The 14,614-nt window shown below is 70.4% G+C and carries 12 protein-coding genes; 10 read left to right on the forward strand and 2 right to left on the reverse strand.

Annotation, left to right across the window (positions count from 1 at the left end):
* Positions 1–11: 11 nt before the first annotated feature.
* The 5 genes from AB0316_RS05680 to AB0316_RS05700 all read left to right on the forward strand — a co-directional run bounded on the left by AB0316_RS05680 (position 12) and on the right by AB0316_RS05700 (position 4,862).
* Complete coding sequence (locus tag AB0316_RS05680; RefSeq protein ID WP_366271308.1) at positions 12–665, forward strand: MBL fold metallo-hydrolase; 654 nt, start codon at positions 12–14, stop codon at positions 663–665.
* Positions 666–771: 106 nt separating this feature from the next.
* The gene (gene cysS / locus AB0316_RS05685) at positions 772–2,283 is read left to right on the forward strand and encodes a cysteine--tRNA ligase (RefSeq protein WP_366271202.1); all 1,512 of its coding nucleotides are present in this window, start codon (positions 772–774) and stop codon (positions 2,281–2,283) included.
* 1 nt (position 2,284) lies between these two features.
* Positions 2,285–3,250: a 23S rRNA (guanosine(2251)-2'-O)-methyltransferase RlmB gene (rlmB, locus tag AB0316_RS05690; RefSeq protein WP_366271204.1), complete on the forward strand. Its 966-nt coding sequence runs from the start codon at positions 2,285–2,287 to the stop codon at positions 3,248–3,250.
* Positions 3,251–3,458: 208 nt separating this feature from the next.
* Positions 3,459–4,316: a DUF929 family protein gene (locus AB0316_RS05695; RefSeq protein ID WP_366271206.1), complete on the forward strand. Its 858-nt coding sequence runs from the start codon at positions 3,459–3,461 to the stop codon at positions 4,314–4,316.
* A 6-nt stretch (positions 4,317–4,322) separates the two neighbouring features.
* Positions 4,323–4,862, forward strand: coding sequence for a vitamin K epoxide reductase family protein (locus AB0316_RS05700; protein WP_366271208.1), 540 nt, complete (start codon positions 4,323–4,325; stop codon positions 4,860–4,862).
* Between the two features lie 33 nt (positions 4,863–4,895).
* Here AB0316_RS05700 and AB0316_RS05705 read toward each other — a convergent pair whose 3' ends face one another.
* Together AB0316_RS05705 and ugpC are read right to left on the reverse strand one after the other, a co-directional pair.
* On the reverse strand, positions 4,896–6,140 hold the full coding sequence (locus AB0316_RS05705; protein ID WP_366271210.1) for a DUF4032 domain-containing protein: 1,245 nt from the start codon (positions 6,138–6,140) through the stop codon (positions 4,896–4,898).
* 155 nt (positions 6,141–6,295) lie between these two features.
* Positions 6,296–7,399: a sn-glycerol-3-phosphate ABC transporter ATP-binding protein UgpC gene (gene ugpC, locus AB0316_RS05710; RefSeq protein WP_366271212.1), complete on the reverse strand. Its 1,104-nt coding sequence runs from the start codon at positions 7,397–7,399 to the stop codon at positions 6,296–6,298.
* 287 nt (positions 7,400–7,686) lie between these two features.
* Here ugpC and AB0316_RS05715 point away from each other — a divergent pair, with 287 nt between their 5' ends.
* From AB0316_RS05715 to AB0316_RS05735, 5 genes are all read left to right on the forward strand, one after another.
* Positions 7,687–9,018, forward strand: coding sequence for a maltose ABC transporter substrate-binding protein (locus AB0316_RS05715; protein WP_366271214.1), 1,332 nt, complete (start codon positions 7,687–7,689; stop codon positions 9,016–9,018).
* Positions 9,019–9,162: 144 nt separating this feature from the next.
* Positions 9,163–10,707, forward strand: a complete 1,545-nt coding sequence (locus AB0316_RS05720) for an ABC transporter permease subunit (protein ID WP_366271217.1) — start codon at positions 9,163–9,165, stop codon at positions 10,705–10,707.
* Entirely contained in the window at positions 10,707–11,651 is a 945-nt protein-coding gene (locus AB0316_RS05725; protein ID WP_366271220.1) for a sugar ABC transporter permease, read from the forward strand. The genes AB0316_RS05720 and AB0316_RS05725 overlap by 1 nt, the downstream gene beginning before the upstream one ends.
* A complete protein-coding gene (locus tag AB0316_RS05730) occupies positions 11,648–13,543 on the forward strand; it encodes a glycoside hydrolase family 13 protein (RefSeq protein WP_366271222.1) in 1,896 nt (631 codons plus the stop codon). Before AB0316_RS05725 ends, AB0316_RS05730 begins: the two co-directional genes overlap by 4 nt.
* 1 nt (position 13,544) lies before the next feature.
* The gene (locus AB0316_RS05735; protein ID WP_366271224.1) at positions 13,545–14,558 is read left to right on the forward strand and encodes a LacI family DNA-binding transcriptional regulator; all 1,014 of its coding nucleotides are present in this window, start codon (positions 13,545–13,547) and stop codon (positions 14,556–14,558) included.
* The last annotated feature ends 56 nt before the right edge of the window (positions 14,559–14,614 follow it).

The raw sequence follows: 14,614 nt of genomic DNA on the forward strand, positions 1-14,614 counted from the left end.
CCGACGAGACCATGCAGTCGCCGGCCTCCGACGGCGGGGTCCGGATCAACCACACGACGACCGAGGGCACCTTCAGCCTCGACGGCGGCACGTGGGAGGTCGAGAACAACGTCTGGGTCGTGGGTGACGACAACGAGTGCGTCGTCATCGACGCGCCCCACGACGCCGCCCCGATCCTCGACCTCGTCGGCGACCGGCGCCTGACGCACGTGCTGCTGACCCACGCCCACGACGACCACGTCACCGTGGTCCCCGAGCTGCTCGAGGCCCACCCGGAGGCCGTGGTGGCGCTGCACCCGGACGACCGGGTGCTGTGGGACCAGACCCACCCCGACCTCGCCCCCACGTGTGACCTCGCCGACGGCGACGTCGTGCCGGTCGGCGACGTCGAGCTGACGGTGCTGCACACCCCGGGTCACGCGCCCGGTGCGTGCTGCTTCTACGCCGCGGACCTCGGCGTCGTCTTCACCGGAGACACCCTCTTCTCGGGCGGTCCCGGGGCGACAGGGCGCTCCTTCTCCGACTTCCCGACCATCGTGGAGTCGATCCGCGAGCAGCTGCTGTCGCTGCCGCCCGAGACGGTCGTGCTCACCGGTCACGGCGACTCCACGACCATCGGGGCGGAGAAGGACGACGTGGAGGAGTGGCTCCGCCGGGGGCACTGACGCACGCGACCCGGCCACCCGGCATACGCCATCGTCGCCCGCGTGGCGGGGAGGGGCGTATGCCGCGTGGTCGGGTGCCGCGCGCCGCGCCGATAGACTGCGCCGGGTGAGCCTACGACTGTTCGACACCGCGACCCGGGAGCTGCGCGACTTCACGCCGCGCGAGGCGGGCAAGGTCGGCATCTACATCTGCGGGCTCACGACGCAGGGCGCCCCGCACATCGGGCACATCCGCTTCGCCGTCGCCTTCGACGTGCTGCGCCGCTGGCTCGAGGTCGGCCACGGCTACGACGTCACGCTCGTGCGCAACGTCACCGACATCGACGACAAGGTGCTGCGCAAGGCGGCCGACGCCGGCGAGCCGTGGTTCGCCCTCACGTACCGCAACGAGCGGCTCACCGCAAAGGCCCTCGACGCCCTCGGTGTCGAGCCGGCCACCTACGAGCCGCGCGCCACCGGGCACGTGCCCGACATGGTGACGCTGATGCAGACCCTCATCGAGAAGGGCCACGCCTACGTCGCACCCGACGGCAGCGGCGACGTCTACTTCGACGTGCGCTCCTGGCCCGACTACGGCTCGCTGACCGGCCAGTCGATCGACGACATGGCGAGCGCCGACGACGCCGACCCCCGCGGCAAGCGCGACCCGCGTGACTTCGCCCTGTGGAAGGGCCACAAGTCCGACGAGCCCGAGAGCGCCTCGTGGCCCACGCCGTTCGGCGCCGGGCGCCCGGGCTGGCACCTCGAGTGCTCGGCGATGGCACGGCGCTGGCTCGGCGACGAGTTCGACATCCACGGCGGCGGCATCGACCTGCGCTTCCCGCACCACGAGAACGAACAGGCGCAGTCGCGGGCCGCGGGCCTGGGCTTCGCGCGCTACTGGCTCCACAACGCGTGGGTCACGGTCAAGGGCCAGAAGATGGGCAAGTCGCTCGGCAACGCCCTCGAGGTGCGCCACCTGCTCGAGGACACGCGTCCGATCGTGCTGCGCTACTACCTCACGGCCGCGCACTACCGTTCGACGATCGAGTACCACCCCGGCTCCCTCGACGAGGCGGCCGCAGCGGTCGAGCGCATCGAGGGCTTCCTCGAGCGGGCCGGGCGGCGCGGCGAGATCCGCCCGGTGTCGGCCGCCGACCTGCCGGCCGACTTCGTCGAGTCGATGGACGACGACCTCGGCGTCAGCGGTGCCCTCGCGGTCGTGCACGACACGGTCCGGGCCGGCAACAGCGCCCTCGACGAGGACGACGACGAGGCGGCCCTCGCGGCCGCCGGCGCCGTCGTCGCCATGACCGAGGTGCTCGGCATCAACCCGCTGGCGACCCACTGGGGCTCGGGCACGAGCCGTGAGGACGTCGCCGCCGAGCAGGCCCTCGAGGCGCTCGTCCGGGCCCAGCTCGACGCGCGCCAGTCCGCCCGCCAGGAGCGCGACTTCGAGCGGGCCGACGAGATCCGCGACCAGCTGACCGCCGTCGGCATCGAGATCACCGACACCCCGTCCGGCGCCCAGTGGTCGCTCGCTCGTCCCGCTCGCGGCGACGTCGCGGCCGCCGCCGACGCCACCCGAACCACCGACCTCACCAGCGCGACCCCCGGGGTCGAGAAGGCACAGGGCTGACATGCCAGGCAACTCCCAGCGTCGCGGCGCCGTCCGCAAGAGCAGCAAGGGCGCGACCGTCGGCTCCGGCGGCCAGCGTCGCCGCGGGCTCGAGGGCAAGGGCCCCACTCCTAAGGCAGCCGACCGCGAGTACCACCCGGCGCACAAGCGCGCCAAGGCCGCCGCCAAGCGGTCGGGGTCGCCGTCCTCCGGCTCTCGTGGCGCCACCCGACCCCGCAGCCGCACCAAGGGCTCGAGCGAGATCGTCTACGGCCGCAACTCCGTCGTCGAGGCGCTGCGCGCCGAGGTGCCGGTGGCGACGATGTACGTCGCCACCCGCATCGACACCGACGACCGCGTGCGCGAGTCCCTCAAGCTCGCCACCGAGCGCGGCCTCGCGATCCTCGAGACCCCGCGCGGCGAGCTGGACCGGCTCACCGACGGCGGCGTCCACCAGGGCCTCGCGCTCCAGGTGCCGCCCTACGACTACGCCGAACCGGCCGACCTCATCGACCCCGAGATGCCGGGCATCCCGCTCGTCGTGGCGCTCGACGGCATCACCGACCCGCGCAACCTCGGCGCGATCGTCCGGTCCGTCGCGGCGTTCGGCGGCCACGGCGTGGTCGTGCCCGAGCGGCGCTCGGTCGGCATGACCGCGTCGGCGTGGAAGACGTCGGCCGGCGCTGCCGCCCGCATCCCGGTCGCCAAGGCCGGCAACCTGACGCGCGCGCTCGAGGAGTTCAAGAAGGCCGGCTTCTTCGTCCTCGGACTCGACATGGACGGCGACGTCGAGCTGCCCGACCTGTCGCTCGCGACCGAGCCGCTCGTCATCGTCACCGGCTCCGAGGGCAAGGGCCTCTCGCGGCTCGTGCGCGAGACGTGCGACCAGATCGTCTCGATCCCGATGAGCTCGGCCGTCGAGTCGCTCAACGCCGGCCTCGCCACGGGCGTGACCCTCTACGAGATCGCCCGGCAGCGCCGCCGCTGACGTATGCCGTCCGGTCGGCTCGCGAGCCCACCCGCCCACCGCTCACTCCCGCCACGCGCTCCTGCGAGGTCGGGAACTTCAGCGGGGTCTGCCACGCTGTTCACTGCGGTGGCAGATAGAGTGCCGTCCGAATTCCTACGCCCTGTAGTACCCCGAGGGCGCCACCCCGAGCGCTGCCGGAGGGCAGCCGGAAACGAGGGATGAACCCGTGGCGAAGAGCAACCGCGCCGAGACGGCAGCCCGGGCCGCGCAGCTGCGCGCCCAGGCCGCCCGCCAGGAACGCCAGCGCAAGCAGGTCATCGCCGCGGTGGTCGCCGTGGTCGTCGTCGTGATCGCCGTCGTGCTCGGCGTGGTGATCTCCAACCGTCCCAAGCCGGCACCGGCCGCCACGGGCGGGGCGGGCGCCACGGCGCTGGCGACGCTCGAGAAGCTCCCGGCCTCGCTCTTCGACAAGGCCCCGGCGCCGACACCGGCCCAGGCGCCGGCCAAGCTGCAGGGCGCGACCCCGCTCACCCAGGACGGCAAGCCCAAGGTGCTCTACGTCGGCGCCGAGTACTGCCCCTACTGCGCGATGGAGCGGTGGGCCCTGATCGGTGCCCTCTCCCGCTTCGGCACGTTCAGCGGCATCACCGAGACGACGAGCTCGAGCAACGACGTGCACCCCGACACCCCGACGTTCTCGTTCAAGGACGCGAAGTACACGAGCGACGTCCTGGCGTTCCAGGCCATCGAGACCCAGGACCGCAACGGCAAGCCGCTGCAGACGCTCGACGGCGAGAACCTCGCGCTCTTCCAGAAGTACAACCCCGGCGGCGGCATCCCGTGGATCGACTACGGCGGCACGCACGCCACCTCTGGTGCGACCGTCGACGCCAACGCGGTCGACGGCAAGACCTACGAGCAGATCATTACCGGCATCCAGGACCCGAGCTCCGACATCGGCAAGACGATGACCCCGGCCATGAACATGATCAGCGCGCAGATCTGCAAGGCCACCCAGGGCAAGCCGGCCAACGTCTGCACGAGCCAGGGCGTCACGGCCGCGTCCGTGCTGCTCAAGCAGTGACCGGCCATGAGCTCGCTGCGTGACGAGGCCGCCCCGGGGGCGGGCGTGGGCGCCGGTGCCGATGAGCGGGCCCGCCCCGGCTGGCTGGCACCCGTGTCGCTCGTGCTCGCCGTCGTCGGGCTCGGCGTCTCGGCCTACCTGACGTTCGAGCACTTCACGGCCAACGCGACGTTGGCCTGCAGCATCGGCGGGCTCGTCGACTGCGCCAAGGTCACGACGAGCGCCTGGAGCACGTTCCTCGGGGTGCCGGTGGCCCTGCTCGGCCTCGTCTTCTTCGTGGTGACGCTGGCCCTCTGCCTGCCGCGGGTGTGGCGGCGCACCGAGCGCTGGCTCGACGCCGTCCGTCTCGGTTGGCTCACCATCGGGCTCGGCATGGCGCTCTACCTCGTGTGGGCCGAGCTCTACCGCATCCACTCGATCTGCCTCTGGTGCACGGCCGTGCACGTCGTGACGTTCCTGCTGTGGATCACCGTCCTCTTCGGGCAGATCCTCTCCGCCCCCGCCGTGGAGCCGGCCGGGACGCGGCTCGACGTCGACGCGGACTGAGACACACGGCATACGCCCTCGGGGAGGGGTCGGTCAGTCCAGCCGGCTGATGACCGGCATCTCCTCGGTGTCGACGCCGAGGATCGCCCGCTCCTCGGGCTTGGCCGGGAGCACCGTGGCGACGTAGTCGCGCAGTGCCTCCTCGATGGGGGTGTCGTGACCGGCGCGCTCGCTCATGTACCAGCGGTGCTCGAGCACCTCGTGGAAGATCTCCGCGGGCTCGAGGCGCCCCCGCAGCTCGCGGGGCACGGCGCGCGTGATCGGCTCGTAGACGTGCGTGAGCCAGTCGTGCGCGACGATCTCCTCGTCGTCGCCCTGGCGGTCGGTCGCGGCGGCGTACGCGTCGAGGTCGTTGAGCAGGCGGCGCGCCTGGTTCTCCCCGACGTCGAGACCCGTCAGGCGCAGCAGGCGGCGGGAGTGGTGCCCGGCGTCGACGACCTTGGGCGTGATGGTGATCTCGGTGCCGCCGATGTCGGTGGCGATGGACAGCTCGTCGACGTCGAAGCCGAGCTCGTTGAGGCGCCGGATGCGCTCGTCGACGCGCCAGCGGTCCCCGCCCTCGAAGCGCTCGCTGCCGGTGAGCGCCTCCCACAGCGTGTGGTAGCGGCCGATGATCGAGGCGGAGACCTCGAACGGGTCGGCGTGCTCCTCGAGGAAGCCGCCGGCGGCGAGGTCCATCAGCTCGCCGGCGATGTTGACGCGGGCGATGTCGAGGTCGTGCTCGCGCTGTCCGTCGGACAGCTTGGCGTGCAGCTCGCCGGTCTCGGCGTCGACGAGGTAGGCCGCGAAGGCGCCGGCGTCGCGCCGGAAGAGCGTGTTCGAGAGGGAGACGTCGCCCCACCAGAAGCCCTCGAGGTGCAGGCGCACGAGGAGCAGCGCGAGGGCGTCCATGAGGCGCACGGCGGTGTCGGGCCGCAGGTTCTGGCTGTAGAGCGCGCGGTAGGGCAGGGAGAACTGCAGGTGGCGCGTGATGAGGCAGGCGTCCAGGGGCTCGCCGTCGGGACCGGTGCGGCCGTGCACCACCCCGAACGGCTCGACGCACGGCACGTCGAGGCGGCGCAGGTTGCGCAGCATGGCGTACTCGCGGTCGGCGATGTCGTCCTTGATCTCCTTGACCGCCAGGACCCGCGCGCCGCTCTTGACGAAGCGCACGACGTGGCGGGAGATGCCGCGGGGGAGCGCGGCGAGGTAGCTCTGGGGCCAGTCCTCCAGCGGGGTCGACCACGGGAGGTCGAGCAGGGCGGCCTCGGGTCGGGCGGTGGTGATGTCCAGGCTCACGCGCTCATCGTGGCACGCTGGGCCACGGGCGTCGATCCACGCCCGTGGCCCAGCGTGCCCGTGGCTGCTTGTGCCGCAACGCGACTGGGCCGGCACCCACGAGGGGTGCCGGCCCAGCGGCATACGTGCTCAGCTCCGGTCAGGAGCGCGTCAGGTCAGTCGCCGACGCGAAGGCCCGACTCGGAGTTGAAGACGTGCACGTGGCCCGGCTTCGGCTTGAGGTAGATCTTCTCGCCCTTCTCCGGGGGTCGACGACCGTCGACGCGCGCGATGAACGGCACGGCGCCGGCGTTCTCGCCGGTGGCCTCGAGCAGCTTCTGCTCGGTGGAGCCGTAGATGTACGCGTCGGCGCCGAGCTCCTCGACGACGTCGACCGTGACCGGGATGCCCGAGGCGTCGGACGACAGCTCCAGGTCCTCGGGACGGACGCCGATCGTCACGTCCTTGCCGACGCCGCCGAGGTCCTCGCGGGCGATCGGAACCGTGTGGCCGTGCAGGTCGACACCGGACTCGTTGACCGGGACGCTCATGAGGTTCATGGCGGGGGAGCCGATGAAGCCGGCGACGAAGACGTTGGCCGGGTGGTCGTACATGCGGCGCGGGCTGTCGCACTGCTGGAGGATGCCGTCCTTGAGGACCGCGACGCGGTCACCCATCGTCATGGCCTCGACCTGGTCGTGCGTGACGTAGACCGTCGTGACGCCGAGGCGGCGCTGGAGCGAGGCGATCTGCGTGCGGGTCTGGACGCGGAGCTTGGCGTCGAGGTTGGACAGCGGCTCGTCCATGAGGAACACCTGGGGCGAGCGGACGATCGCTCGGCCCATGGCGACGCGCTGGCGCTGGCCACCCGAGAGGGCCTTCGGCTTGCGGTCGAGGTACGGCGTCAGGTCGAGGATCTTGGCGGCCTCCTCGACGCGCTTGCGGATCTCGGCCTTGTCGACGCCGGCGATCTTGAGCGCGAAGCCCATGTTGTCGGCCACGGTCATGTGCGGGTAGAGCGCGTAGTTCTGGAACACCATCGCGACGTCGCGGTCCTTGGGGGACAGGTTGGTCACGTCGCGGTCGCCGATCAGGATGCGCCCGGCGTTGACCTCCTCGAGGCCGGCCAGCATGCGCAGGGAGGTGGACTTGCCACATCCGGAGGGACCGACGAGGACGAGGAACTCGCCGTCCGCGATCTCGATGTTGAGCTTGTCGACCGACGGGACCGGGTTGCCGGGGTACTGCCTCGTCGCGTTGTCGAACGTCACTGTTGCCATGGCTTCATTGCCTTCCTTCACCGGCAGGAACGTGCCGGACGATCCGTTGTAAAGGGCTGCCCGCCCGAATGGACAGGCATGGTCATCATGGCTGAGAAGTACCCGCTTCGCCAGCCCCGCCGTCCCGTGGCCGCGTTGGGGCGTGTTGGGACCTTTTGGCGGTGTCCAACGGTTGTGTCCAGAACGTTGCAAAAACTTGCAGCAAGCGGCTGGCACCCTTCTGCAACTTCTTGCTACATTCCGGGCACCGGTGGCGGCGTGTGCCACCTGGCTTCAAAGGAGAATCCATGCACAAGCGTGCGCTCGGCGCTGCTGCCGTCACGGGTGTTGCCGCCCTGGCCCTCAGCGCCTGCGGTGGGTCCAGCCCCACCACCCCGTCCAACACGGCCGCCGGCTCCAGCGCCGGCACGAGCAAGGCCGCCACGACGACGGGCACCCCCGAGACGCCGAGCGGCACCGCTGCTCCCGTCCGTGACGCGAACGTCGACCTGGTCATCTGGACCGACGCCGACCGCTCGAAGGCCGTGCAGAAGTACGCCGACCAGTTCGCCGCCGAGAACAACGTCACGGTCAAGGTCCAGATCTCGACCGACGTGCGCCAGCAGTTCAAGGACGCCACCAAGGTGGGCAAGGGCCCCGACGTCATCGTCGGCGCGCACGACTGGCTCGGCGAGCTCGTCCAGAACTCGACCGTCGCCCCCGTGAGCCTCAGCTCCGACGTCGCCGCGAAGTTCCTGCCGAGCGCCATCGCCGCCACGAAGTTCAACGGCCAGTCCTACGGCGTGCCCTACGCCGTCGAGAACATCGGCCTGATGTACAACAAGGACCTCGTCCCCAACCCGCCGAAGACCATGGACGAGCTCGTCTCCATGGGCCAGAAGCTGGTCAAGGAGGGCAAGGCCAAGCAGGTCCTGTCCCAGTTCGTCTCCAAGGTCGGCAACGCGTACTTCGCCTACCCGTACCTCTCGGCGTTCGACGGCGGTGGCATCTTCGGCACGAAGGCCAACGGCGACTACGACCCGAACAAGCTCATCGTCAACAGCGCCGGCTCGGTCAAGGGTGGCGAGGAGCTCGCCAAGCTCGGCAAGGAGAAGGTCCTGTCGACCAACGTCGACGACACGAACCAGGACGCGCTCTTCGACACGAAGGCCGCCCCGTTCATGATCTCCGGCCCGTGGAGCGTCGCGAAGGCCAAGGACGCCGGCATCAACTACGGCATCGCCCCGCTGCCGAGCATCGCGGGCGGCGGCGCCATGAAGCCGTTCCTCGGCGTGCAGATGTTCTACGTCTCGAGCAAGGCCAAGAACGCCACCCTCGCTCAGGAGTTCGTCACGAACTACATCCCGCGCAAGGACGTCCAGCTCGCCCTCTTCGAGGTCGGCAAGCGCCCGCCGGCCCTCAAGGAGGCCTACGACGAGGTCGCCGCGAGCGACCCCGACGTCAAGGCGTGGTACGAGGCCGGCGTCGAGGGCAAGCCGATGCCGAACATCCCCGCGATGAACTCGGTGTGGGGCCCCTTCGGCCAGGCCACCGCCGACATCATCGCCGGCAAGGCGGGCGCCAAGGAGCGCCTGGACGCCGCTGCCAAGGAGATCGCGGCCAACATCGCGAAGGGCTGAGCCCCACCGCTCGGCTCAGTGGCTCCGGGACCCGCCGTCACGGCGGGTCCCGGAACGCGGCCCGCACGGGTCATCAGGGGGCCTCGGGGCTCCCCTTCGTGTATCTACGGCAACGGCGCCGGACCGGCGCAAAAGGACTGTGACATGACCAAGCCCATCGCGCTCGCGATCAAGTGGGTGCTCATCCTCGCCGTGATGGCCGGCATCCTCTGGATCGCCACCCAGCTCGCCGCGGCCGGCAACACGATGGCCGTCATCATCGCGGGGCTCGTGGGGATGGGCATCCTCGCGGTCTACGCGACCCGGCGCTCCGTCCCGCTGAAGTACCTCGTGCCGGGCCTGCTCTTCATGGCCCTCTTCCAGCTGTGGCCGGTGCTCTACACCGCCAACCTCTCGCTGACGAACTACGGCGACGGGCACCTCTACAGCAAGGAGGACTCGGTCAAGGACATCGTCGCGCAGTCGGTGCGCGAGGTCCCGAACACCCCCCGCTACAAGATGTCGATCGCGGCCAAGGGCACGGGCGACCCGGCGAACGCCGACCTCGTCCTGCTCCTGACCAAGCCCGACGGCTCGATGTACGTCGGTGACAAGAAGGGCCTCGAGCCGCTGCCGGCCACCGGCATCGAGAAGACCTCCCTCGGCAAGATCACCAAGGCCCCCGGCTACACCGTCCTCACCGCCCGCCAGGCCAACCAGCGCAGCAAGGACCTCTCGACGATCGCCGTGCCGACGAGCGACGGCGGCGGCATCAAGCCCGTCGGCCTCTCCGAGGCGTACGAGGGCCGCTCCACCGTCAAGTACGACGCCGCGGCCGACAGGCTGACCGACAGCTCCACGACGCCGCCCACCGTCTACGCCCCGAAGGACGCGCGCTGGGTCAACGTCGCCGACCCGAGCCAGTCCTTCCCGCAGGGCTGGAAGGAGAACGTCGGGCTCTCGAACTACACCCGCATCTTCACCGACTCGACCCTGCGCGACGGCTTCGTCGGGATCTTCATCTGGAACGTCGTGTTCGCGGTCGTCTCGGTCCTCTCGACCTTCCTGCTCGGCATGCTCATCGCCCTCCTCTTCAACGACCCGAGGCTGCGCGGCAAGGGGATCTACCGGTCCCTGCTGATCCTCCCGTACGCCCTGCCCGGCTTCGTCACGGCGCTGGTGTGGAAGGGCATGTTCAACCAGGACTACGGCATCATCAACCAGACGCTGCACCTGGACGTCGACTGGCTCGGCACGCCGTTCGGCGCCAAGGCGGCCATCCTCATCACGAACCTGTGGCTGGGCTTCCCCTACATGTTCATCGTGTGCACCGGTGCGCTGCAGTCGATCCCGCAGGACGTGCGCGAGGCCGCGACCATCGACGGCGCCAACGCCTTCCGGACGCTGCGCTCGATCATCATGCCGCTGCTGCTCGTCGCCGTCGGCCCGCTGCTCCTCGCCTCGTTCGCCTACAACTTCAACAACTTCGGGCTGATCTACCTGCTCACCAAGGGCGGCCCGTTCAACGGCGCCGACACGAGCATCGGCTCGAGTGACCTGCTCATCACGTATGCGTACCGCCTGGCCTTCTCGGGCAGCGCGCCGAACTACGGCTTCGCAGCCGCGGTGTCCGTCGTCATCTTCCTGCTCGTGGCGCTGATGAGCATCCCGGGCTTCCGTCGCACCAAGGCCCTTGAGGAGGTCAACTGATGTCGACCCTGAACGTTCCGGTGCCGGCGGGCACCACGACTCTGGAGCCCAGCGAGGACCAGCGGGCCGGCACAACCCCTGCATCGCCCAAGCGCAAGGGCCTCGGCGGCTCGGTGTGGTGGCGCCACGCACTCGGGATCCTCGCCCTGATGTGGGCGCTCTTCCCGATCCTCTTCATCTACTCGGCCGCCACCAACCCCAGCGGCACGCTCAACACGGCGAGCCTCCTGCCGTCGGGCTTCTCGACGAAGAACTTCACCGACCTGTTCAACGACAGCTCGCGCCCGTTCTGGACCTGGTACAAGAACTCGATGATCATCTCGCTCGTCGGCGCGCTGGCGGCGGTCTTCCTCGGCGCCCTCGCGGCGTTCGCCTTCTCGCGGCTGCGGTTCAAGGGCCGTCGGCCCGGCATGATGGCGCTGCTGCTGACGACGTTCTTCCCGGCGCTGCTCGCCATCGTCGCGACCTACATCATCTTCGCGGCGATCGGTGACGTGCTGCCGGCCTTCGGCCTCAACACCACCACGGGCCTGATCCTCGCCTACCTCGGCGGCGCGCTCGGCGCCAACGTCTGGCTGCTCAAGGGCTACTTCGACACCGTGCCGCGCGAGCTCGACGAGGCGGCCATCGTCGACGGCGCCAGCCACGTGCGCATCTTCTTCACGATGACCCTGCGCCTCGTCATGCCGATCCTCGTCACCGTCTTCATGCTCGTCTTCGTCGGGCTCTATGGCGAGTTCATGCTGGCCAGCGTCTTCCTCACGGACGTCGACCAGCAGACGCTCGGCGTCGGCCTCTACGGCATGACGCTCGGCACCGACGCGAACACCCTCTTCGGGCGGTTCACGGCCGGCGCCCTGCTCGGCTCGATCCCCGTCATGCTGCTCTACCTGGCCTTCCAGAAGCAGCTCGTCGGTGGCCTGACGACGGGCTCCGTCAAGTGACCGCTGCCCCGGCCCGCCAGTCCGCCACGCCCAGCCGGCTCAGCGAGCCGCACCACGACGGGTCGGGGCGCTACGTCTCCAACCAGGCGCCGCGCCTCGGCGACCGTGTCGACGTACTCGTCCGGGTGCCGCTCGAGGCCGAGGTCGACGCGGTCCACGTGCGCACGGCGCCCGACGGTGAGGCCACCTTCGTGGCGGCCCGCAAGGTGCGCACGACTGCGGTGGACGCCTGGTGGCGTGCGACACTGACCTGCCACAACCCCGTCACGAGCTACCGCTTCCTGCTGACCGGTGGGCCGACGAAGTACGCGTGGCTCAACGGCACTGGGGTGCACCACCGCGACGTGCCCGACGCGAGCGACTTCCGCCTCGTCGCCCACGGCGCGCCGCCGCCCGCCTGGGCCCAGGGTGCGGTGGTCTACCAGATCTTCCCGGACCGCTTCGCCCGCTCGAAGGGCGCCGACAAGCGCCCCACCCCGGACTGGGCGATCCCGGCCGACTGGTCCGACCCCGTCGACATCACCCCGAAGGGCGTCGGGCGCCAGCTCTACGGCGGCGACCTCGACGGCATCACCGAGCACCTCGACCACCTGGTCGACCTCGGCGTCGACGTCGTCTACATGACGCCGTTCTTCCCGGCCCGGTCCAACCACCGCTACGACGCGTCCTCCTTCGAGGAGATCGACCCGCTCCTCGGTGGTGCTCCGGCATTGCGCCGCCTGACCGCCGCGGCCCACGAGCGGGGCCTCAAGGTCATGGGCGACTTCACGACGAACCACACGGGCGACGCGCACGAGTGGTTCCTCGCCGCCACCGGCCCGGGGGGCAAGTCCGCGCCCGAGCGCGACTACTACATCTGGGAGGACGGCACCTACGTCTCCTGGCTCGGGGTGCCCTCCCTGCCCAAGCTCAACCACCTCAACGCGGCGTTGCGCCACCGGATCTTCGAGGACCCCAAGGGAGTCGTACGCAAGTGGCTGGGTCGCTCGGGCGGCCTCGACGGGTGGCGGGTCGACGTCGCGAACATGACCGGCCGCTGGCGCGACACGGACGTCAACCACGACGTGGCCAGGCAGATGCGTGACGTCATGGGCCGGGTGGCGCCCGACGCGCTGCTCGTCGGCGAGCACTTCCACGACTACACGCCCGACGTGCCGGGCGACGGCTGGCACGGCATCATGAACTACGCCGGCTTCTGCAAGCCGGCGTGGACCTGGCTGCGGCAGGAGCCGAAGAACCCGCGCTTCCTCGGTGCGCCGGTCCCGCTGCCGCTGCTCGAGGCCGATGCGGTCGTCGAGACGATGCGCGACTTCACCTCGCGCATCGCCTGGCAGTCGCTCGTCCACTCCTTCAACCTCGTCGGCTCGCACGACGTGCCGCGCCTGCGCACGCTGGTGGGCGCCGACGCGGTCGAGGCCGCTGCGGGGCTGCTCTTCACCTTCCCGTCGATGCCGATGCTCACCTACGGTGACGAGATCGGCATGGAGGGCACCTTCGGCGAGGACGGTCGTCGTCCGATGCCCTGGGACGAGAACGCCTGGGACGCAGGCACGCTCGCGATCTACCGCGGCCTCATCGGCGCGCGGAAGCGCTCGGTTGCCCTGCGCACCGGCGGCCTCCGCTGGGTCCACGCCGAGGGCGACGCCATGGTCTACCTCCGCGAGACGCTCGACGAGGTCGCCCTGGTCCACGTCGCCCGGGCCGCCCACGAGCCGGTCGTCCTCGACGCCCGGCACCTCGCCGGGGTCGAGAACGGCTCGCCGCTCTACGGACCTGCGCCCAAGGTCGACGGCACTGCTGTCACACTGGGCGCTTCCGGGCCCGGGGTCAGCATCTGGACGTGGCGCCCGGCCGACGACGGCCCGCGGCACGTCCGACGAAGGGGGAGGTGACGTGAAGGCACGTCTGCGTGACATCGCCGACCAGGCGAATGTGTCCGAGGCGACCGTCTCGCGCGTGCTCAACGGCAAGCCCGGCGTGGCGGAGTCGACGCGCCAGGCCGTCCTCACGGCCCTCGACGTCCTCGGCTACGACCGCCCGAGTCGCCTGCGCCGCAAGAGTGCCGGGCTGGTCGGGCTCATCGTGCCCGAGCTGACGAACCCGATCTTCCCGGCCTTCGCGCAGATCATCGAGAACTCGCTGGCGCAGAACGGCTACACGCCGGTCCTCTGCACGCAGGTCGCCGGGGGAGTGCATGAGGACGACTACGTCCAGATGCTCCTCGAGCGCGGTGTCGCGGGCATCATCTTCATCTCCGGCCTGCACGCCGACACGACGAGCAAGCCCGACCGCTACATCGCGCTGCGCGAGCGCAACCTGCCGCTCGTCCTCGTCAACGGCTACATCGAGGGCGTCGACGCGCCGTTCATCAGCAACGACGACGTCGCGTCGATGGGTCTGGCGCTCGAGCACCTCGTGAGCCTGGGCCACCGCGAGATCGGCCTCGCCGTCGGGCCCGACCGCTACGTGCCGGTGATCCGCAAGATCGCCGGCTTCCGCCACTCGATGCAGGAGCTGACCGGCCGCTCCGACGTGGACGACCTCATCGAGCGCTCGCTCTTCTCGGTCGAGGGCGGCGCCTCCGCCGCGGGACGCCTGCTCGACCGCGGCGCGACGGCGGTCGTGTGCGGGTCGGACCTCATGGCGCTCGGGGCCATTCGCGAGGCGCGCAAGCGCGGGCTCAACGTGCCGCGCGACTTCTCGGTGGTCGGCTACGACGACTCGACGCTCATCGCCTTCACCGACCCCCCGCTGACGACGGTGCGCCAGGCGGTCAACGCCATGAGCGCCGCGACGGTGCGCGCGCTCCTCGACGAGATCGCCGGGCAACCCTCTCCCAGAGCGGAGTACGTCTTCCGTCCCGAGCTGGTCGTCCGTGGCTCGACGGGGGCCGTGCGGCGCCACTGACCGAGGGGACGGCAGGGCGGCATACCCGAGCGGTCGGGTCGTGGACGCGGCCCGGG

It is taken from the genome of Terrabacter sp. NPDC080008, from assembly GCF_040702505.1.
GTDB lineage: Bacteria > Actinomycetota > Actinomycetes > Actinomycetales > Dermatophilaceae > Terrabacter.